Raw genomic sequence first — 23,124 nt, 5'->3', positions numbered from 1 at the left:
TGGCTATTTATTGAAATTCCAGGGATTAATTATTTGAAAGACTGGTGTGCTTGCTTATTACAGGTTCTCCTATGTGTTTTTTAAAGAAGATCCAGTTTTCCCGGGCTACCTTTCTTCCTAACTTTAGCCCTTCAATATTATCTGCCTGGATATGGTAACCGCCAAGAACCCGGGATAAACCGGCCATTTCTGCAGCTTCCGAGAAAGTAGGGAATTCTAAAGTGACTTCCTTACCAAGTCGGTTTGGCTCTGTTAGGATGCCGGGAGTTAATGTAACTTCAGACCCAAATTCGTCACTTCCGGTAAAAAGTTTTAAAGCTTCACCACAGGCACCACTAATGGCACTGTGGCCCGATACATAACCGGGAAAAGGAGGGCATAAGAAAGTTGAAGGAGAATATGGTCTCCAGTCCTGTCCTTTCATTTCTACCATTCCTTTTTCTGGGCCTCCCCAACCGTAAATATCTTCGTCTTTGAAAAATTCATGAACTAAAGCATAAGGCCGGGCGTAATCGTAATACATTTTACTATCCCAGCAGGCAATAAATGCATCCATTGCAGTGATCTGGTTGTAGAAATACATTTTTACATCTTTATCCAGGTTATGTTGATCCCGAACTGAAACTTCCTGGGCAAACTTTAGCCAATGGCCGGCCTGTTGTACCGATTGCGGGCCATCTCGCATAAATTCTACCAGGGCTCTTTGCTCATCGGTTAGATTTGCCTGTAATTCTACTACTTCTTTTACTTCTTCCTCTAATTGTTTTGAACCTACCATTGGTGGTGGTCCCGGCCTGAACTGGTCTGCCGATTGTAATCCAACTGGCTCCACCTTGTGCCAGTAGGGCGTTAAACATTTTGGAACGAATTGGCCTCCTTTTCCATCAGAGAAATATTTAGATTGCCACCTGTTAAGGTCTATATTCTCATCGGCAGAATTAACGGGTTTGTAACCCATATAATCAAAATAAGCCTTACCATTAGAGCCTTCTTCTTCTCCATATTGATTTGCGCCATCATTATGCCTGGCTTCTATTACGGCTTTTGCTGCCAGGTTACCTATTCCAACAGCGGTATTAGGATCTAAAGAGGTGTCATCTGGGTCTAATCCCAGTTCTACCATAAATTCCCGAAACATAGACTCATCGGTAAAGTAATATTCGTTCATAGTCCTAAAAGCCGCATAACTTATGGCAATTTCCTTATTTTTTAAATTCTGTTCTTGAAGTGGGCGTCGTTCAACGCCCTGCATATAAACTGGAATTGCTTTATCATCATACCGGGACCAGGCATCAAAAACTGCGGTGAAAATAAGCCCGAGGAAACGAGAACTTATCGTGGGTCTTGGATTAAATCTGTCGGTATCTTTTGCTGTAGCTTCTAAAGCTAATTTTCCCCATTTGTAAGCAAGATTATTTTCTCCCAGTTTTTCGTTAGGAGTAATTACTTCAATTTTATTGTCTGTAGTTGGAGGAGAGGTTGTAGTAACTTCCATTCCACCTTGAAAATTTAAAAAAAGTAATGTAATAAATCCCCACATAATTTTTTGTTTTTATTAACATATAAAATAAGTGAATTTTTTTTATACCTACTAAATTATTTCCGGCTTTTTTCGGGAGCAGATTGCCCTAAACACTTTTAAATTAGGGTGGTAGTGCCTCGTAGCCCAGTCTACGCAATGGATTGCCTAAAAATGTAGGTTTTAAAATTTTTTTAAATAATTTTTTTAAAAATCACTTTTATTCCCTTTTCCTGAAGTTTATTAAATAAAAACCCTCTTCAAGTTTAATTTGTAATTTTTCGGTACTCTTTAAGATTACAGAGGAAAGATTAATTCTTCGTAAATTTGCACTCACTATTTTTTATTTCAGCAAAGCATACCAGCTTAAAGAAATTCTAAAAACTAAATTATAAATGAATAGTATCTTACATATAAAAAACATGGTTTGTGACCGTTGCCTTATGAGTGTAGAAAACACTTTGGAGCAACAAAAACTTAAATATGTAGATATTAGTTTAGGCAGGATAGAGTTTGAGAAAGAGCTCTCTTTAGAGCAATTTAAGCTTTTTGAAGAAGCGCTTAAAGCAAACGGATTTGAAATTGTAGCTGAACGCCATGATAAAATTGTTACCGATATTAAATCTATAATTATTGAATGGGTTTACGAACGCAAAGATTTTAAAAACAAAAAGCTTTCTGAAGTTTTAAGTGAAGAACTACATTACGATTATAGTCATCTTACCAGTATTTTTAGTAAAGCCGAAGGACAAAGCATTCAAAGTTTTCAAAATAAAATTAAAGCTGAACGCATTAAAGAATTACTGGAATATGATGAATTAAATATTTCAGAAATTGCCGATAAATTGCAATTTGGTAGTGCAGCGTATCTTTCAACTTTTTTCAAAAAAGAAACCGGCTTAAACCCATCCCAATACAAACTTCACCACCAGGAGCGAAAATCTCTGGATAAATTGTAGCAAACAAATTTAGACCATAGTAATATTGTTTTATTAGTTAATTGGGAGTAAAATCCGTTTTAATCTTTTCAATTTTCTTATAACTTCTTACCATAATTTTAAAACTCATTGCGGTTAATAGTGCTTAACTTTGATTTAAACCATTAAAAACCAATATTATGAGAAATGAGAAATTGTTAAGCACCTTAGGGAATTGCATTAATCATTGTAACTATTGTGCTGATGCCTGTCTTGATGAAGACAATGTGAAAATGATGAAAGACTGCATTAGAACCGATCGTGTTTGTGCAGAGGTTTGTAGCACCCTTAACCAGGTGTTGGTCACCGGCTATAAAAATGTAGACGGACTTGTAAAATATTGCATTGAAATTTGTAATGCGTGTGCCGATGAATGCGGTAAACACGAACATCAACACTGTCAGGATTGCGCTAAAGCCTGCCGTGAATGTGCAAAAGCTTGTGAAGCTTACTTAGCATAAAATTTAATTTTAAAGGCTGTTTGATTTTTTACTAGTAGACGTTACCCTGAACTTGTTCCAGGGTCTAATTTCTTTCAATTTAGATGCTAAAATAATCCCGAAGCTTCGGGACAGCATGACGTAAGTAACAATAGAGGTTCAAACAGCCTTTTTTTCTCCAATAAAATCTATGAAACATACTTATCAAATTTCCGGGATGACCTGTATGGGTTGCAGGGCCCACGTTGAAAATACTTTAAAAAATGTTGAAGGGGTTATTGATGCCCGGGTAGATCTTGAAAAAGCTGCTGCGGAAATTGAAATGCAAAAACATATTGAAATTGAAAAATTTCAAAAAGCACTGGAAGACAGCAACTATCAAATTCATCCAAAAAACGAAAGCCTTAAAACATATCCGGTGAGTGGAATGACCTGTATGGGTTGTAGATCTCACGTAGAAAAAACGCTAAGTAAAGTTGAAGGGGTAAAAAGTGCTGAAGTAAATCTCGAAAAAGAGGAAGCAAAAATTGTTGCTAGACAGGATGTTTCTTTAGAAAAATTGCAGCAAGCCTTAAAGGAAGATGGGGGACATTATGAAATTCACGAACCCGGTAAAAAAGTAAAATCGAAAAAGAAAAAAACTTCTCAATCAGAGCAGGGAACAGGTGTTTATTATTGCCCTATGCATTGTGAAGGCGATAAAACTTATACTGAGCCCGGTGATTGCCCGGTGTGCGGAATGGACCTGGTAGAAGAAGCCAGCCTAAAACCACAAGCTACTACGTATACCTGCCCCATGCATCCTGAAGTGGAGCAGGATGGTCCCGGTTCCTGTCCCAAATGTGGAATGGACCTGGTGCCCAAAGAACCGGAAGAATCTTCAGAAAGTAAATCTTATAAAAAGTTACTCAAAAAGTTTAAAATAGCCGTAGCATTTACCCTTCCCATTTTTATTATCGCGATGTCTGAGATGATTTCAGGCAATCCGCTTTATGAAATTTTAGACCAACAATATTGGAATTGGATTCAGTTTGGTTTATCAATTCCTGTGGTCTTTTATGCTACCTGGATGTTTTTTGAACGTGCGTGGAAATCTATAAAAACCTGGAACCTCAATATGTTTACGCTAATTGGCATTGGCGCCGGGGTAGCCTGGGTTTTTAGTGTTTTCGGCTTATTATTTCCTGATTTTTTTCCACCGCAATTTAAGACTGAAACGGGCACTGTGCACGTTTATTTTGAAGCGGCAACGGTTATTCTCACACTTGTTTTACTTGGCCAGGTTTTAGAAGCCCGGGCTCATAGTAAGACAAATTCTGCGATAAAAGAACTGCTGAAACTTGCTCCAAACAAAGCGATAAAAGTAGTGAATGGCGAAGAAAAGGAAGTTGCTATAGACGAAATTGAAAAAGGAGATATTCTAAGAGTAAAACCGGGAGATAAAATTCCGGTAGACGGAACTATCGAAAACGGGAATTCCAGTATTGATGAATCAATGATTACCGGAGAACCAATTCCGGTGGATAAGGCTGAAGGTGATAAAGTAAGTTCAGGGACCATTAATGGAAACAGAAGTTTTACAATGAAAGCTGAAAAAGTGGGAGATGAAACCTTGCTTTCTCAAATTATAAAGATGGTAAATGATGCCAGCCGGTCCCAGGCACCCATTCAGAAATTAGCCGATAGAATTTCAGCTTATTTTGTGCCGGTGGTAGTAATTATTGCGATAATTACCTATATAGTTTGGGCCATTTATGGGCCAGAGCCGCAATATGTTTACGCTTTAGTGAATGCCATCGCAGTATTAATAATTGCCTGCCCCTGTGCGCTTGGCCTGGCCACACCAATGTCGGTTATGGTAGGAGTTGGAAAAGGTGCACAAAATGGGGTGCTTATTAAAAACGCCCGTGCGTTAGAGCAAATGGATGATATTGATACTTTGATTATCGATAAAACCGGAACCATTACTGAAGGTAAACCCAAAGTGGAAAAAGTTGAAGTGATTTCTGAAGAAAATAAAGATGAAATTATAAAACTTATCGCTTCGGTAAATTCTCAAAGTGAACATCCGCTCGCTAAAGCAACTGTAGATTTTGCAAAAGAAAATCAGCTGAAATATACAGAAGCTTCAGATTTCGATTCCGTTACCGGAAAAGGGGTTACAGGCATGGTAAATAACAAAAGGATTGCCATTGGGAGTGATAAACTCATGAAGGCTGAAAATGTTGAAATTCCTTCAGAAATAAATAAAAAAGTAACGGCTGAACAGGAGAAAGGTAAAACCGTTTCTTTTGTAGCGGTAGATGGGAAAGTAACGGGATACTTTACAATTACCGATCCTATTAAAAAAACGAGTAGAGAAGCTCTAAAATCTTTAATGGATGATGGGGTTGAGGTTTATATGTTTACCGGCGATAATGAGAAAACTGCAAGATCTGTTGCTGAAGAACTCGGTTTAACCGGTTTTAAAGCTGGAATGCTGCCGGAGGATAAGCAAAATGAAGTAAAAAGACTTCAGGAAAAAGGTAAAAAAGTAGCAATGGCCGGTGATGGAATAAACGATGCACCCGCCTTGGCCCAGGCCGATATTGGTATTGCCATGGGAACGGGAACAGATGTGGCGATAGAAAGCGCAGAAATCACCCTGGTAAAAGGTGACCTTAAAGCAGTTAAAAAGGCCAAAATGCTAAGTAAAAAAGTGATGAAAAATATTAAGCAAAACCTGTTTTTTGCTTTAATCTATAACACACTTGGAGTACCAATTGCTGCCGGGGTTTTATACCCGGTCTTCGGACTTCTACTTTCACCAATGATTGCAGCTTTGGCGATGAGTTTTAGTTCAGTTTCAGTAATTGCAAATGCTTTAAGATTAAAAAGCGCGAAATTAGACTAGAATACTAACCACCAAAACTAATAGAAATGCAGGATTTTTTGAGTAAGTGGGGAGAAGCGGCCTATACCAGCGCCGGTTTTTTCTGGATGGCTTTATGGGCCTTTATTTTGGGTTATGTAATAAGTAGTTGTATCCAAATTTTTGTAACCGAAAAGCGTATGGAAAAGACTATGGGTAAAGACGAATCTAAAAGTATGTTACTCGGTACTTTCTTTGGTTTTATTAGTAGTTCGTGTAGTTTTTCTGCTTTAGCTTCAACTAAAAGCTTGTTTAAAAAAGGAGCCAGTTTTTCTTCTTCAATTGCTTTCTTACTGGCTTCTACTAACCTTGTTATTGAGTTAGGAATCTTAATTGCTATCTTTTTGGGTTGGCAATTTGTGGTAGGTGAATATGTTGGTGGAATATTGCTAATCCTTATCAGCTGGATACTCATTAGGCTAATTAATCCGAAGAAATTAATACAAAAGGCACGCGAACGCCTGGATGAAAAAGATGAAGATGATGAAGATTCCGAAAAATCCTGGAAGAAAAAGATAAAGTCAGAAACCAGTTGGGCTAAAGTGTCCAGACAGTATGCTATGGAGTGGAAAATGGTTTGGAAAGATGTGACTTTAGGTTTTACTATTGCCGGGGTTGTCGCAGCTTTTGTTCCCGATTCCTTTTTTCAAACTTTATTTATAAATACCGGAAATGGAAACACAGATTTCGGCTTTTTCACTATTCTTGAGCATATAATTGTTGGCCCAATTGCCGCATTTTTAACCTTTATAGGTTCTATGGGGAATATTCCTTTGGCAGCTTTGCTCTTTGGAAAAGGAGTAAGTTTTGCCGGGGTAATGGCTTTTATTTTTAGCGATTTGGTAGTCTTCCCGGTCTTGAGAATTAATGCCAAATATTATGGCTGGAAAATGTCTTTCTTTATACTTTTCCTTCTTTTTACCGCACTAATTGGTACTTCTCTATTATTGCATTACGGGTTTAATCTATTTAATTTATTACCAGATCCTTCTTCAGTAAAAATTACCGATGCCGAACATTTTAAAATAGATTATACTTTTTGGCTGAATATGCTCTTTTTAGCAATTTCTGGGGTGCTAATTTATCTAGGATTTTTTAAGCGAAAAGATGTGATGCATATGAAGGAAATGGCACCTAAAAGTCAGTTATTGGAAACGAGCTTAAAATATATTGCTTTTGTATGCTACCTATGGCTTGCGGGTGGACTTATTGCTAAGTTTTTACTTTAAATAAAAAAGAGAGCAGAAAGGAGGTAAATTTTACATGGGTATCATAAAATTTAGATTTTCGATTTTTCCCGATACTGCTCTCAATTCAAACAAACTAAACTAACTAATCTAAAAACTCACTTTTCACTTTTTGATAATTAAATCAAAAAATTCTTTTTCATAGCAATTTAAGTGGCTTTAATAGTAAGACTATAGAATTTAAAAAAGGTTTAATTTATTTATAAAAAAAACCACCGTGTAGGGACGGTGGCTTCCAAACTAATTAATCCAAAAAAATGTTGAGGTTATTTTATTGGGTTTAGAATTAAATCTATTCTTTCTAAAGCATCCTGAAGGTGGTACCTTGTTAAACGGTCTCCACGGTTAGTTGCTCTTCTAATTTGACTTTGAAGCGTTTTAAGCTCTCCTCTTACTACAGGACGAATATCGCTTTGAGCAACATCTATATTGCTTCGGCTAATCCAGCTTCTGTATCTTGAAGGAATTTCGCTCTGCTCTTCAGTCATTAAATGCTCCATACGCTCAATATAAGCACGCTGAAGATTTCTGCGGTACCGGTCTATCTTTTGTCCCGAAGAAAGTTCGCTCCAAATTCCGGTTCTAACATCAGTCATCATATCTATAAGACCGTAAGCTTCGTTGCCGTTTATTTCTTCATTTTCCATTAAACGCGCCATTCTTCCGAAGTCCAGTAGATTATTAAGGCTACGTTCCTGCATATTCCTAATGCGTTCAACCTGTCCGTCAAATTCAATCTTATTAAAAATTTCCTGGTCTATTAACCATTCCGGAGTTTCAAAAAGTTGTTTGTGCAAGAAATTCATCGCCTTCTTTTGATGAGCTGCATCTACATGAGAGTAAACGGCACCTTCCTGGTCGTAAGTTTTATAATATTCATAAACTCCACCAATATTAGCCGTAACGTGCCCCATATAACGGTTAAACTGACTTAAAATCTGGCCGTACATATCGTCAAGATCATCGTAGTTTTTACCGTCTTCGGCAGTCCACTCGATCAATTTTGGCATTATGCGCTTCAGGTTTTTAATTCCGTATTCACTGGCCAAAACTGCATCGTCACCAAGATCTTCAGTTTGAGAACTCGGGTCTATAACTCCGCCACTTTGCTGACTTCCGAAGCGATATAAAGGATCACCTGCTTTTTCAAGAATCCATTCATCAAGAATTTCCTTTTCTTCTTCTGCAGATTTATCTAAAATTGGTCGGTATCCCCATTCTATAGCATATTTATCATATGGTCCAATATCTGGCATTAAAGCCACATCTCCATCTTCTGGCTGGGCGATATAATTGAAACGTGCATAATCCATTATGGAAGGTGCAGTTCCATATTCAGCAGTAAATTCTGGATCACGAAGATCTTCTACGGCGTAAGCAACACTACTTCCCATATTATGCGGAAGACCTAAAGTGTGCCCAACCTCGTGAGAAGAAACAAACCGAATTAAACGACCCATTACTTCGTCTTCAAATTCTACACTACGAGCGTCTTCGTTAATTGCCGCAGTTTGTACAAAGAACCAGTTTCTAAGCAGGGTCATTACGTTGTGATACCAGTTGATATCTGATTCCAGGATCTCTCCAGAACGTGGGTCACTAACGTGAGGCCCGTTCGCGTTTGGAATTGGAGAAGCCAGGTAACGAACTACAGAATAGCGTACATCTTCCGGGCTCCAATCCGGGTCTTCTTCTTTAGTTGGAGGGTCTTTAGCAATAATTGCATTTTTAAATCCTGCAGCTTCAAAAGCTACCTGCCAGTCTTCAATACCTTGCTTTATATAGGGAATCCACTGCTTTGGAGTGGCGCGATCTACATAATATACTATTGGCTCTTTTGGTTCTACCAATTCGCCGTTTTCAAACTTTTCTTTGTCTTCTTCTTTAACTTCAAGTCTCCAGCGGTCAAGATATTTTACTTCTTTACTTTTTTGAGCATCAAGCCCATAATCTGTTTGTCCGCGGGCAAACCAACCAACACGCTGATCGAAATAACGACGTTTCATTGGTTCTTTTGGAAGCAAAATCATAGAATTACTAAACTCTAAAGAGATAGAACCAGTACTTGCATTTGAAGGCGGTTCGCCTGCATTATAGGTTTTTACGTGTCTAACCTCAATATTTTCAGGATAGCTACGAATAGTATCTATATAAGAACGGCTATCATCTAATCGCGAAACTTTATATTGTTTTCTTGTGCCGTCTCTTAAACCCAGCGCCTGAACATCTTTGGTATAAAGATCGGTTACTTCAATTACGGTTGTTTTATTTACGGAATCTTTCCCTACAGTTTTTATAGGAAAACGTTGTAAAACAGGCTCAAAATTAGAGTTTACCACCGCCTCATGAACCGGAAGTGAATCTGCTGCGTAGATTTCGTGAGAAACAACTCTTAAAAGAACGTGGCCGTCTTTTTTCTGCCAGCGGTGAACCTGGGTATTTTGCTTTCCGCCCCCAAAACCAATTCCGGTAGCTGTCTTTGCAATTCTTGTTACCGTAAGCATTTCCCGGTTAAAAAGACTATCTGGAATTTCGTAGAAATATTTATCGTCTACCCGGTGTACAGTAAATAAGCCTTCGTCGCTTTTAGCGTCTTTAGTAATTACCTTGGTGTAAGGTTCTAAGTCTCCCTTCTTTTTTGAGGCTTCTTCTTTGGAGGCATCAGCCGAAGATTTATTGGGCTGAAATACCGCGCAACTGGAAACCGATACCGATAAGGCTACTAAAAAGAGCTTATGCGTAAATCGTTTGGTCATAAAGTTTAATTTTGGTTTGTGTGATTAAATGGAAGTGATAAATTTTCTTTAGCGAAGGCTAAAAAACGAAAAAAGACCACCATTTGGTGATCTTTTGACTAATTTATCTTAAAAAGGTTTAAAAAGTGAAGTTAAAAAGTCTTATTTTAACTGTTGTTTATCTAAACTGGAAAAGGTTTCTGAATTTTAAACTGCTTTTATCTTCATGATTTCATCATCTTTAAAAACATCTATCATCTTATGTTTTCTAAGTGATTTAAGGGTTTTGTCCCATTTTTTATTACTTAAACCAGATTTTGTTTTTATAGTTTCCAACTCCTGAATTTCATCACTTTTTAATAGCTGAAATACCGCTTTTTCGTCTTCGCTAAGTTCAACAGCTTTTCGTTCAGGTTTCATTTGTGGGAAGAATAATACTTCCTGGATTGATTGATTATTGGTTAAGAACATAATTAAACGATCCATCCCAATTCCTAATCCCGATGTTGGAGGCATTCCGTATTCTAAAGCTCTTAAGAAATCCTGGTCTATAAATTCTGTAGCCTCATCGTCTCCTTTTTTGGCCAGTTTTAGCTGCTCTTCAAAACGCTCACGTTGGTCTATAGGATCATTTAATTCAGAATATGCATTTGCGATTTCTTTTCCACAAACCATTAGTTCAAAACGTTCAGTTAATTCAGGGTTTTCGCGGTGCTCTTTACAAAGCGGACTCATTTCCTTCGGATAATCGGTAATAAAGGTTGGTTGAATATAATTTCCTTCACATTTTTCACCGAAAATCTCGTCTATGAGTTTTCCTTTCCCCATCGTCTCATCAACTTCAATTCCCATATCTTCAGCTGCTTTTCTAATTTCAGCTTCAGATTTTCCGGTAATATCGAATCCGGTGAATTCTTTAATGGAATCGGTCATGGTAACACGTTTGTAAGGCGCTTTAAAATCTATTTTATGCTGGCCAAAAACTGCTTCCGTAGTATTATTTACTGCAATTGCACAATGCTCCAGCAAAGTTTCTGTAAATTCCATCATCCAGTTGTAGTCTTTGTAGGCTACATAGATTTCCATCGCCGTAAATTCTGGATTATGCGTTCTATCCATTCCTTCATTTCTGAAGTTTTTTGAGAATTCGTAAACGCCATCAAATCCACCTACAATTAACCTTTTAAGATATAATTCATTGGCAATTCTTAAATAAAGCGGAATATCTAACGCATTGTGATGGGTAACAAATGGTCGTGCAGCAGCACCACCGGGAATAGATTGTAAAATTGGCGTTTCTACCTCAAAATATTCTCTTTCATTAAAGAAATTTCGCATAGCGTTGAACAACTTGGTACGCTTTACAAAGATTTCCTTAACCTTTGGATTCACGGCCAAATCGGCATAACGCTGGCGGTAACGGTGCTCGGGATCGGTAAATCCGTCGTAAGTGTTTCCGTCTTTATCTGTTTTTGGAAGTGGTAAGGGGCGAATAGATTTGCTTAGCAAAATGAAATCTTTAACCATCACAGTCATTTCCCCAACCTGGGTTTTAAAAAGTTCGCCTTCAATTCCTATAAAATCGCCTATATCCAGCAATTTTTTATATACATCGTTATACTTGCTTTTATCTTCCCCGAGACAAATCTCGTCGCGGTTAAAATAAACCTGGATTTTACCTTTAGAATCCTGTATTTCGGCAAAAGAAGCTTTTCCCTGGATACGGCGGGACATTAACCTGCCGGCCAAAACCACTTTTTTTCCATCTTCAAAATTCTCCTTTATTCCCTTGCTGGTGTCCTTTACCGGGAATAAATCTGCCGGATAGGGGTTAATACCAGCTTTTCTCAGTGCAGAAAGCTTTTCTCTTCTTACTATTTCCTGTTCAGATAATTGCATACTCGTATTTAAATTAATTGCTTGCTTTGGCAAAACGAGTGCAAATATAGTGACTATGTGGCTACCAACCAATGCGATATAATCCTGAATTTTTGATAATATTTGGAAGATAAAAATGCAGTTCTTTATCAAATAAGTTTCTGTATTTATAATCTTATCTTTGCAACATACTTGATAAAAGTTTTAGATAATATGAGTGTTTGGCGGGTAATTCTTTCGGTTCTATTCCCACCCCTTGCGGTTTACGATAGGGGTTGTGGATCTATTTTAATTGTACTAATCCTTACTATTTTAGGTTGGATTCCGGGAGTGATCGCGGCACTTATTATTCTGAATAATCCGAGAAAAGGCGTATGAACAAGCAGATAAATTTACAGAAATTAGGATATAAGGATTATAAAGAAACCTGGGATTACCAGGAAAGTCTTTTTAAGGAAATTCTTGATCTTAAAATTAAAAACCGAAGACAAAATTTAAACGAAATTACGCCTAATTACCTTTTAATGGTAGAGCATCCGCACGTTTATACTTTGGGTAAAAGTGGTGATATTAAAAATCTGCTTATTTCTGAAACCGAACTTGAAAAAAGGCAAGCTAAATATTATAAAATTAACCGTGGTGGTGATATCACTTACCACGGGCCGGGGCAATTGGTTGGTTATCCCATTCTAGACCTTGATAATTTCTTTACCGATATACATAAATACCTGCGTTTCCTGGAAGAATGTATTATTCTCACTTTAAAAGATTATGGCTTAAAGGCCGAACGGAGTCCGGGTGAAACCGGGGTTTGGCTGGATGTGGGAACACCATTTGCCAGGAAGATTTGCGCAATGGGCGTTCGTGCCAGTCGCTGGGTCACTATGCACGGATTTGCGTTAAATGTAAATGCTGATTTAGGATATTTCGACCATATTATTCCTTGCGGAATTGAAGGGAAAGCAGTCACTTCTTTAAATGTGGAAATCGGGAAGAGGGAAGTTTCTCTTGCTGAAGTTCAGGAAAAGGTTTTGAAGCATTTTGAAGAATTGTTTGAGGCAGAATTGAGTTAGAATTTATACAATAAAACTTCTTTTTCACCACCATTTACTACAAATTCCGGGCGGTTATCGATATCGGCATTGTTTAAGTTGATTTTTGAAGTTCCATAAACCGGAAGGCCTGCAAGCAATTCTGCGTTGCTATCAAAGATGTAAACTTTTTGGGTTTGTAAATCGGTTAAGCTGATGTAATACTTGTCGTTTACGTAATGGATTTCCGGTTCAGTGTAAAGTCCGTAATCAAGGTTTAATTCTTTCTCCCTGATTTTCAAAATATTTTCTGAAAGGCTAACCAATAAATTTGGTCTTGCTGAAATCTTATGGTTTTCGCTGAAATTGGTGTTTAAAGTAGTAACCTGCCCTGTTTGCGTAACTTTTACCAAATTTCCTTCAGCATTAGTTGAAACAAAATCGTTTTCAAATTCGTACCAGTGGTTATCTGAAAAATCTATACTTTCTTTTACGTTTACCCGATGTTCTCCCTGCCGACTCAAAATATTTAGTTTGCCAGATTTTTCAGGAAAAACGATATAATCTTTATTCTGAATTCTCAAATGTTTTGGTGCTTTTAAAATTTCAGAATTGGTTCTTCTAAAATCAAATCCTTTTACACTTTTTCCGTTTTTATCATACATAAACACTTCATCATTTTGAGTAATCAAAAAGCGATATTTTCGGTTATTATCATAATCAAATAGAGACAAAGGTTGTGTAATTTCATCTTTAAATTCTAATGGAAAAGGTTTTACGGTATTTCCGTTTCGGTCTAAAACTTCAATAGAATAGGGAGTTGCAAAAGCGAGCTGAAATCTTCCATTTTTAAAAAGATCTACCTGTTTAATTTCACCTAGGATAGGCCCGCTTAATTTTTTCTTCCAGAAAATCGTGCCTTTATTAGAAATTAGATAGAGCGTATTATTAATATCCTGAACCGCGATATCCATTTGATTATTCAAATGATTTTTTACCAAAACCGGTTGGTTTAGTAATTCAGCATCCAGGCTTACCGAAAGGATTTCTTCTGTTTTGGTGTTTGAATTACTTTCGTTGTTTTGCGTCTCGAAAGTACCGTGAATATGGGCAAAATCGCCTTCCTCTACCAATTGTAAAATCGCCAGTTTATAATCGCCGAAATCCAAATTGCTCATTTCTTCGCTTAATTCGTTGACTACCACCTCGGCCAGTTTGGTTTTTAATTTCTCGGTTTTTCCAACTATGAGAATAGAAGATTCCATAGCAAGTTTTTGTTGACTGTTTTTATAATAAGATTGATGCGCCAGTGTATTCTCGTTTACATAATTGGCAATTAATTCACGCAGTTGAGGTATTGAATTTGCGAAGATTAGATATTCATCAATTGCAAGGGCAAAATTGTTCTTTTTAGAAATAAATATCGGGCTAAAAATTGTCTCAAAAATTTCTGGCTGGGAAACTTTATATATGGGAAAATCACGATAATTTTCTTCCAACTCGGCATAACCTGATATTAAGTCGGTTGCTTCAATATCTACCAGGGTTTTTATTCCAAAAAGGGTGTTTTCTTCAGTATAAATAATTCCTGCTTCCTGGCTTTTTAAAATAATTTCATCAATAGGATTGGAAGTGGAATCGCCTCTAAAGGTTTTTAAATTCTGAAGAAATATTTTAGGATTTTTATAAGCCAGGGCAGTAAAACCAAGCGCATTTTCAGGAATTATGGAAGCAAATTCTTGAGAAACTGTTCCTGAATTTTGAAAAATCTTATGCAGATTAGAAGATTTTGCCGCAATGCTAAGTCCGTTAAAAGAAATGCCTTTATTTTCTATATCAAGATCTATTGCACTCCACGGCGCATAATTTTCTACATTTTGCAGCGCTAAATTTGGAAATAAATTTTGCTGAAAAACTTTAAAATTTTGATGATTAAAGATTATAGAAGTCTTCTTAAGATCTATAGCCGAATATACTCTTTGAAATTCTTCGGTTTTTAGTAATTTATCTTTACCTAGAATTTGTATCAGATTTTCTTCAGAATTTGAAGCTATAAAAGGAGCATTACCTGTTGAAATAAAAAAGGTATTATCTTCCAAAACCATTTTTTGATAGTCAATGCCTTCTGTTTTAATACTTTCTAACGATTTATTTTTGATAGAATCTAATTGAAATTTTGGTTTGTCTTTAAATATTAAAGAATAGGTCAATTTCTCGTTTTCAGAGATTGAAAACGCGATTATGGCCGAGGTAAGCGTATCGGCGTGTTTCAAATATCCTAATTCCTTTTTCAGATAATTCTTAGCAGTCAATTTATTTCCATTAAAAAAGCTAAAATTTTCTAAATCCTGCTGAAGATTTTTAAGGTTAGGAGTTTGGATAATTACAGCAGCATCCTTTGGAATAAACTTATAAACAGCAATATTTTTTTCCTGGTTTTGACAGGAAATAAGAAAGAAAACCAATAAAAATTTGAAGAGAATTTTCTTCATAAAAACTAAGAATTTCAACAAATATAGAAGTTATAGGGTAAGTTTTAATTGTTCGGGTAAAAGTTTGAAGCTTTTCCTGTGATATGGCGTACTGCCAAACTTCCTTATTGCCTGGCGATGTTCTTTTGTAGGGTAACCTTTATTTTGTTGCCAGTTATACATTGGGAATTCATGATGCACCTTTTGCATAAATTCGTCTCTTGCAGTTTTGGCCAAAATAGATGCCGCAGCAATACTCAGGAATTTCCCATCTCCCTTTATAATACAATCATAGGCAATATTGCGATAAGGTTTAAACTTATTCCCGTCTACTATAATATGCTCAGGTTCGCAGCTTAGTTGATCTATGGCTCTATGCATAGCCAGAATGGAAGCATTTAAAATATTGATTTCATCAATTTCTTCCATATATACGTGGGCTACCCCATAAGTAATAGCCTCACTCATAATAATTTCTTTTAGTTTATTACGATCGTCTAACTTAGTTTGTTTAGAGTCGTTTAGTAACTTATTTTTAAATTTTTTGGGTAAAATAACAGCTGCAGCAGTTACCGGCCCCGCAAGGCAACCGCGCCCGGCTTCATCGGTGCCGGCTATTTGACAGGGGAGATTGAACATCTTTAACATGGTAGTGCAAAAATTGTAAGATTTTCGGGTATAAACAAAACTATTACTTCTTTTTGTTCGTATATAATATAGGGTAGAGAATAAAATAGGTCGCGCAAACGTATAAAAAACTATGTTATTGTCTTTTTTGTATTAAAATCCTCATAAAGTTTCACTTTGTTAAAAACCACTATATTAATGAGATTTTGCAGTATTCGTAAAAAAATAACCTTCAAAACCGGCTATATTTTATATCTTTTAAGGATGTTCTGATAATCGGAATGATAATTCAATTAAAAAATCATTTGGTTTATTAAGAATTTATTATGATTTTTGGCGTAGGCTAATTCAAATTTAAATAATAATGAAAAACAAATTACATGGAATTCTTACGCTATTGTTAGCGTTCGTAGTGCAATTAACATTTGCACAGGAAATGACGGTGACCGGGACGGTTGTCGATGAAGATGGTTTGCCTCTCCCCGGGGTGAACGTAATTGTTAAAGGGACCAATACAGGAGACCAAACCGATTTTGACGGTCAATACTCAGTTTCTACCTCAAGAGGTGAAACTTTAGTATTTAGTTATGTTGGTTTTGGAACCGAAGAATTGCTCGTAGAAACCGCAGAAGTAATAGATGTTGTTTTAAGAGTAGATGCAGGCTCCCTTGATGAAGTGGTGGTAGTAGGATACGGTACATCTACAAGAGAATCTTTTACAGGAACTGCTAAAGTTGTTGATGGAGATTTATTAAACAGAAAAAACGTTTCTAACGTTTCTCAGGCTTTAGCCGGAGAATCTGCCGGGGTTCGAGTAATTAATACTTCTGGGCAGCCAGGTGCTGAAGCTCAGGTGCGTATTAGAGGTATTGGTTCTGTTAATGGTAATACAGCTCCTTTATACGTACTGGATGGAGTTCCATTTACAGGAAATGTGAATGCTATTAACCCAGAGGATATTGCCTCTACTACTATTCTTAAAGATGCGGCTGCCACTGCAATTTATGGATCTCGTGGGGCCAACGGGGTTATCCTTATTAATACTAAAACAGGTAGAGCAGGACAATCTAGGATTGAAGTTTCTACTAAAACTGGTGTGAATTTTGCTTTGTTACCTAGATACAACACTCTTAACTCTCCAGAGCAGTATATCGCTTTAGGTTGGGAAGGTATTTATAACGAAGGAGTTGCAAGTGGTGCTGAAGATCCTATTGCTTATGCAAACCAAAATCTTTTTGGAGATAGTGGTTTAGATCCTCGTTATAATATGTGGAATGTAGCCGATGGTGGAGAATTGATCAACCCAGACACGCGCATGGTTCGTGACGGTGTTACCAGAAGATATAATCCTGAGGATTGGGAAGATTATGGTTTTCAGTCTTCACAAAGAACTGAAGCAAACCTTAGAATAAGTGGTGGAGATGAAACTACAGCCTACTCTACATCTTTCGGGTATTTGAATGATATAGGTTATATCATTGATTCAGATTTTGAAAGATATACCGGACGTTTAAATGTAACGCACCAGGTGAAAGATTGGTTGTCAGGATCTATGAATATGGGTTACACGCTTTCAGAAACCAACAATAATGGTCAATCTGAAGATTCAGGGAGTATCTTTTGGTTTGTAGATAATATTCCTCCAATTTATCCTTTATTTACAAGAGATGCTGATGGCAATCGTATTCCAGAACCTATTTATGGTGGTAATCAATATGATTACGGAGAAGGACGTGGCTTTGGTGGGTTAACCAACTCTATTGCAGATGCTAGATATAGTGGAAGTAATACAATGAGACATGAGCTTAACTCAAGTGCAAATCTTACAGCCGATATTACAGATTGGTTAAGTTTTGAAACCACTTTTGGTGCCCAGTATTATAATAGTAGCTATAATAGCTTACAAAACCCTTTCTATGGGCCAAGTGCCAGCCAGGGTGGTTCTATTTATAAAACTAAAACCGAATTATTTACTTATAACTTCTTACAGTTATTAAGGTTTAAGAAAGATTTTGGTGCTCATAGTTTTGAAGCACTAGCAGCTCACGAGAGTAATTCGTGGGAACGTCAGTTTTTATTTGGTAATAAGAACCAGTTAATTAATCCTAATGGAACTGAGTGGAACAACGCAGTTGTGGTGAGCTCGCCTCCAGGATCTTATACTGAAGATTATACCTTAGAGAGTTATTTTGGCCAACTTCAATATAACTTCGATGATACTTATTTCCTTTCCGGAAGTGTTCGTAGAGATGGATCTTCAAGATTTGTTCAGGAGAAATGGGATACTTTTGGTTCTGTAAGTGGTGCCTGGGTACTTTCAAATGAGAGCTTTCTACAAGATCAAAATGTTTTTGACTTCCTTAAATTAAAAGCTAGTTACGGTACTCAAGGTGAACAGGCAGGTGTAGGTTTCTATCCTGGATTTAACCGTTTTGATATTGGTTCTTTGAATGGTATGCCTTCTTTTTCTTTTAATACTTTAGGTAATCCAAATTTAACATGGGAATCCTCAACAATGTTCCAGGCCGGGGTAGAGTTTAGATTAGGAACCTGGTTAGATGCGACTTTTGATTATTATAGAAAGAATACTGAAAACTTATTGTTTGAAAGAAGAGTTGCACCATCAACAGGTGTTGCTATTATTGATGTAAATGATGGAGAATTGCTTAACTCAGGTTTTGAATTTGATATTACTGCACACGTAATTAGTACTCAGGACGCTTTCTTTGATGTGACTCTGAATGGAGCATTTGAGAACAACGAATTATTAACTATGCCTATAGCTCCTGAAACAGGTGAGCCAAAAGTATTAGATCAGGCAGGTATCTATGGTAGAGCTGAAGGAAAGTCTATTTATGACTTTTATACAAGAGATTTTGTAGGGGTAGATCCTCAAGACGGGCAATCTCAATGGAGAGTGTTTTATACCGATAATAACGGAGATGGCGCATTCCAGGCTGGGGAACAAGTAACTAACCTTACTAACTATTTAGCAGATAATCCTGAAGTAAGTAGAGCGGACCTTTCTGAAGGTACTACTAAAACCTATTCTCAGGCAACTCAATACTTCACCGGTGAATCTGCTATTCCAGATGTTCGTGGTGCTTTTAACCTCGCGGCTGGATATAAAGGATTTACTGTGAGTGCACAGTTCCTGTATCAAATTGGAGGTCACGCTTATGATGGTGCTTATGCTACTTTAATGAATAATGACGTAGTTGGTGGAAACAACTGGCATACAGACATTCTTAATAGATGGCAACAACCAGGAGATGTAACAAACGTTCCTCGTTTATCTAACGATTATGATCCAAATACGAATGCACAATCAACTAGATTTATCACTAAAGCAGATTTTCTTGCTTTAAATAACGTGAGAGTAGGTTATTCTATCCCACAAACTTTCACAGAAAGTATTGGTGTTAACTCTTTATCGATTTTTGTATCAGGAGACAACTTATTCTTAATGTCAGAACGTGATGGATTTAACCCATCTACTAACATTGCTGGATCTTCTAGTATGTATAGATATTCTCCGTTATCTACCGTTACCGGAGGAGTTAGAATTAACTTTTAAAAAATATTATGAAAATGAAATTTAAATATTATTTAGGACTTGCAGCGGCCGCACTAACAATGGTTGGTTGTAGCGAGGAATTTTTGGATACCGAACCAACAGAGTTCGTTTCCAGCTCTCAAATTGCTGAATATTCAGAAGCTAATCCCGGCCTTCAGGCTGCGAACGTCTCTGGTATCTATGCAACAATGTATGAAACAGGTACAGGTGGAACAACCGGTCATGACGATTATGGTCAGAAAGGTTACGATTTGTATTCAGATATGCTTTCTTCAGATGTAGTATTAGCCGGTTTAACTTACGGTTGGTATTCTGATATTTCGCGTATGCAGGTAACTCAGGATTATACTATCCAGGATAATTACCAGGTTTGGAGATATTACTATAGAATTGTATTTGCCGCAAATAACGTAATTGATGGTTTAGGTGGTAATGATGCTATGCCAGAATCTGAAGCTGGTAAATTATACCTTGGCCAGGCAAAAGCGATGAGAGCTTATGCATATTTCTATTTGTCTCAATTCTTTGCGGAAGAATATGATCCGGCTCAACCTATTTTGCCAATTTATACCGAGCCTGTAACAGAAGCTAAAGGTTTAAGTACAACTTCAGAAGTTTTTGATTTAATGATTTCAGATTTAAATCAGGCTATTGAATTGCTTGATGGATCTTCTGTTGCAGCACTACAGGAAGTTGATAAAGCAGTTGCTCAGGGATTATTAGCCTATGTATATGGAGCTATGGGTGAGTATGAAGAAGTTCAAACTATTACTGAAGATGTAATTAACACCAGTGGTCATTCTATACTTTCTGCTGAAGAAGTTGTTTATGATATGGAAACCGGAACCGGTGGAGGTGGTTTGAATACGGTAAATAACAATAGCTGGATGTGGGGTGTAGACCTTACAAGTGACCAGGGTCTAAACTTAATTTCCTGGTGGGGTCAATTTGATATTTTCACCTATAGCTATGCATATGTTGGTGATCCTAAATCTATAGATTTGGGTCTTTACAATGCTATCCCTGATAATGACGTTCGTAAGAATCAATTTCAGGTTGTAGACGGTTTTGGTGAAAATCACCCATTGCCAATTAATAAATTCTATGCTACAGGAAGAACATTAGGAGGTCAACGTTATATTGATACCGATTATGTTTATATGAGAATAGAAGAAATGTACCTACTTCACGCTGAAGCGGCTGCAAAGAATGGTGATGAAGAAAGTGCTAAAGATGCACTTACTACATTGCTTTCTGAAAGAATGGATGATGTTTCTTATTTAGATGGTCTTTCTGGTCAAGCTTTAGAAGATGAAGTTTATCTTCAAACCCGTATCGAGCTTTGGGGAGAAGGAAAATCTTACTTAGCTATGAAACGTAATAAAGCAACTATAACCAGAGCTTCTAACCATCTAACAGATGCTGGTGCAGAAATTCCTTATAACGATGATAGGTTAACTTTTGAAATTCCTTTAAGTGAAATTCAAAATAACCCAAATATTAATGAACAATAGTAATTCTTTTGTTCTTATAAAAAAGGGCCTCGTTTGAGGCCTTTTTTTATTACCCCTTTTCTTAAGTTCATTAAATCAAAAAAACTAAATTTGCGGAAAGCAGTTTTAATGAAAAAAATTATTCTTTTTCTAATCCTGATGAATCCGGGTTTAATTTTGGCGCAGACCACTTTAGGAGGATCTCCCGATTCGGAAACTGATAAAGACACTATTAAACCCCCAATTTCTGCATATAAAATTATTTCGGTAGCTAACGATACTACCTTCGTGGATACTACACTTACTATAGAAAAAGATTATAAATTCAATTACCGTCGAAAAGATAATTTTGAATTGTTGCCTTTTTCTAATACCGGTCAAACTTATAACCGGTTGGGAGCTGAATTTGATGCAAAAAAATTATATCCTGAATTCGGGGCTCAGGCCAGGCATTATAATTTTTTAGAAATAGAAGATGTTTATTACTATCACGTGCCTACTCCGGTAACAGAGGCCTATTTTAAAACTGTCCCAGAACAGGGCCAGCAATTAGACGTTTTGTTTACTATTAATACTTCAGAGAGATTAAATTTTTCTGTAGCCTATAAAGGTGTGCGCGCATTAGGTAGGTATCAAAATGCACTTACAAGTACAGGGATATTTCGGTTTGGCTTAACTTATAAAACCCTGGATAGGAAATATCAGTTAAGAACGCACTTTGTTTCTCACGATTTAATGAATCAGGAAAACGGCGGACTTTCAGATTTAGCGGTTCAGCAATATATTGATAAAGAAGAGGAGTTCGAAGATCGTTCCTTACTGGCAATGAATTTCGAAAATGCTGAAAGTACTTTATACGGAAAACGTTTTTACCTGGATCATTTTTATCACCTTACCAGGCCAGATACACTTTCGTCTAATGCATTAAAGGTTGGTCATATTTTTAATCATGATTATAAGAAATTCGATTTTCTTCAAGCCAATGCAGTAAACGATATTTTTGGTCCTTCTTTTCAACGAAGTAATTTAAGGGACCGGGTGCGTTTAACCGAATTTTATAATGAAGCTTATGTACAATGGTCCAATAAAACCTTGGGAGAAGTAAAAGCTAAAGCCGCCGTTAAGAATTTTGAATACGGTTATAAAACATTCTATATAAGGGAAAGCGATACAATTAATAATAAACTTACGGGATCAAATTATGCAATAGGGGGAGAATATAGAAAGAAAATAGGTGGTTTTGATATAAAGGCAGATGCCATGCTTAACCTTGCCGGTGATTTTACGGGGAGCTATTTGTCGGCACACGCTGGTTATAGTTTAGATGAAGAAAATAGGTTAGAGTTTGGGGTTAATCAAAATAGCCATATGCCCAATTATAATTTCCTATTGTATCAGAGTAATTATATTAATTACAATTGGCAGAATGAATTTGATAATGTAAATACGCAAAGTATTTATGGAAAATTACGTTCTGAAAAGTTGTTGAATATTGAAGGTAGATTAACGCAAATTCAAAACTATACCTATTTTACTGAAGGAGAAGATTCCTTAGTAAAACCATTCCAGGCAGGAGACCAGGTGCGTTATTTAAAGCTAAAAGCAAGTAAAGATTTTGATTTTGGCCTTTTTGCCATAGATAATACTTTAATGTATCAAAATGTTCTAGATGGCAAGTCGGTGCTAAATCTTCCTGAATTCGTTACCCGAAATTCTATTTATTACAAAGATGAATGGTTTGACAAAGCCCTCTATCTCCAAACAGGATTTATTTTTAAATACTTTACTAATTATAATATGAATGCCTACGATCCTGTTCTAGCCGAATTCTATGTGCAGAATTCAGCCGAATTTGGAAATTATCCCGTGGTAGATTTCTTTTTTAATGGAAAAGTTGATCAGACTCGAATATTTTTTAAGCTGGAAAATATTAATTCTTTATTAGATACCAATAACAACTTTGTAGCGCCGCGCTATCCCTATAGGGACTTTTTACTTCGATTTGGTGTTGTTTGGAACTTTTTTCTTTAATTTTTTTCTTCGGAGGCAATTCTCATTTGAATGTTTTTTAACCAATTGTTTGCTTAATTAGAAGGGATGGTGCGTGTGAAGCATGACATTTATGAGAATAAACTAACTTCAACTGAAATTTCCTTAAAAATATCTAAAACTGAATAAAGTCTTGTGCATTTAAAAAACAGCAGTATATTTGCACCCG

At 36.6% G+C, this 23,124-nt stretch carries 14 protein-coding genes; 9 read left to right on the top strand and 5 right to left on the bottom strand.

From position 1 onward, the window contains the following. Positions 1-25 precede the first annotated feature (25 nt). Positions 26-1,495 (bottom strand): vanadium-dependent haloperoxidase, encoded by a 1,470-nt coding sequence (locus B4F31_RS01530; protein ID WP_075327909.1) that lies wholly within the window; start codon positions 1,493-1,495, stop codon positions 26-28. A 419-nt stretch (positions 1,496-1,914) separates the two neighbouring features. Between B4F31_RS01530 and B4F31_RS01525 the strand changes: the two genes are divergently transcribed. The 4 genes from B4F31_RS01525 (at position 1,915) to B4F31_RS01510 (ending at position 7,076) form a co-directional block, all read left to right on the top strand. Next, complete coding sequence (locus B4F31_RS01525) at positions 1,915-2,478, top strand: helix-turn-helix transcriptional regulator (RefSeq protein ID WP_075325868.1); 564 nt, start codon at positions 1,915-1,917, stop codon at positions 2,476-2,478. 158 nt (positions 2,479-2,636) lie between these two features. Next, entirely contained in the window at positions 2,637-2,957 is a 321-nt protein-coding gene (locus tag B4F31_RS01520) for a four-helix bundle copper-binding protein (protein ID WP_075325869.1), read from the top strand. Between the two features lie 169 nt (positions 2,958-3,126). Beyond that, complete coding sequence (locus tag B4F31_RS01515; protein ID WP_286760452.1) at positions 3,127-5,829, top strand: heavy metal translocating P-type ATPase; 2,703 nt, start codon at positions 3,127-3,129, stop codon at positions 5,827-5,829. Between the two features lie 26 nt (positions 5,830-5,855). After that, the gene (locus B4F31_RS01510; RefSeq protein WP_286760451.1) at positions 5,856-7,076 is read left to right on the top strand and encodes a permease; all 1,221 of its coding nucleotides are present in this window, start codon (positions 5,856-5,858) and stop codon (positions 7,074-7,076) included. A 284-nt stretch (positions 7,077-7,360) separates the two neighbouring features. On the opposite strand, the gene B4F31_RS01505 is transcribed toward B4F31_RS01510, so the two are convergent. Together B4F31_RS01505 and lysS are read right to left on the bottom strand one after the other, a co-directional pair. Then, the gene (locus B4F31_RS01505; protein ID WP_286760450.1) at positions 7,361-9,850 is read right to left on the bottom strand and encodes a zinc-dependent metalloprotease; all 2,490 of its coding nucleotides are present in this window, start codon (positions 9,848-9,850) and stop codon (positions 7,361-7,363) included. Positions 9,851-10,036: 186 nt separating this feature from the next. Next, positions 10,037-11,728 (bottom strand): lysine--tRNA ligase, encoded by a 1,692-nt coding sequence (gene lysS, locus B4F31_RS01500; RefSeq protein ID WP_075325873.1) that lies wholly within the window; start codon positions 11,726-11,728, stop codon positions 10,037-10,039. Between the two features lie 192 nt (positions 11,729-11,920). Between lysS and B4F31_RS01495 the strand changes: the two genes are divergently transcribed. Beyond that, positions 11,921-12,085, top strand: coding sequence for a YqaE/Pmp3 family membrane protein (locus B4F31_RS01495; RefSeq protein ID WP_075327910.1), 165 nt, complete (start codon positions 11,921-11,923; stop codon positions 12,083-12,085). Further along, the gene (gene lipB, locus B4F31_RS01490; protein ID WP_075325874.1) at positions 12,082-12,780 is read left to right on the top strand and encodes a lipoyl(octanoyl) transferase LipB; all 699 of its coding nucleotides are present in this window, start codon (positions 12,082-12,084) and stop codon (positions 12,778-12,780) included. Before B4F31_RS01495 ends, lipB begins: the two co-directional genes overlap by 4 nt. Here lipB and B4F31_RS01485 read toward each other — a convergent pair. Both B4F31_RS01485 and B4F31_RS01480 read right to left on the bottom strand, forming a co-directional pair. Beyond that, entirely contained in the window at positions 12,777-15,230 is a 2,454-nt protein-coding gene (locus B4F31_RS01485; protein WP_286760449.1) for a hypothetical protein, read from the bottom strand. The genes lipB and B4F31_RS01485 overlap by 4 nt on opposite strands. A 30-nt stretch (positions 15,231-15,260) precedes the next feature. Continuing rightward, positions 15,261-15,857, bottom strand: coding sequence for a ribonuclease HII (locus tag B4F31_RS01480; RefSeq protein ID WP_075325876.1), 597 nt, complete (start codon positions 15,855-15,857; stop codon positions 15,261-15,263). A gap of 343 nt (positions 15,858-16,200) precedes the next feature. Here B4F31_RS01480 and B4F31_RS01475 point away from each other — a divergent pair, with 343 nt between their 5' ends. The 3 genes from B4F31_RS01475 to B4F31_RS01465 all read left to right on the top strand — a co-directional run bounded on the left by B4F31_RS01475 (position 16,201) and on the right by B4F31_RS01465 (position 22,937). Continuing rightward, complete coding sequence (locus tag B4F31_RS01475; protein ID WP_156858133.1) at positions 16,201-19,413, top strand: SusC/RagA family TonB-linked outer membrane protein; 3,213 nt, start codon at positions 16,201-16,203, stop codon at positions 19,411-19,413. Positions 19,414-19,427: 14 nt separating this feature from the next. Further along, positions 19,428-20,927: a RagB/SusD family nutrient uptake outer membrane protein gene (locus tag B4F31_RS01470; RefSeq protein ID WP_232228899.1), complete on the top strand. Its 1,500-nt coding sequence runs from the start codon at positions 19,428-19,430 to the stop codon at positions 20,925-20,927. A 108-nt stretch (positions 20,928-21,035) separates the two neighbouring features. After that, positions 21,036-22,937, top strand: a complete 1,902-nt coding sequence (locus tag B4F31_RS01465; protein WP_286760448.1) for a putative porin — start codon at positions 21,036-21,038, stop codon at positions 22,935-22,937. Positions 22,938-23,124 lie beyond the last annotated feature (187 nt).

The organism is Salegentibacter sp. UBA1130, from assembly GCF_002311535.1.
Taxonomy (GTDB): Bacteria; Bacteroidota; Bacteroidia; order Flavobacteriales; family Flavobacteriaceae; genus Salegentibacter; species Salegentibacter agarivorans.
The sequence above is the reverse complement of the archived record's forward strand: the minus strand, read 5'-3'. Positions and strand labels throughout refer to the sequence as shown.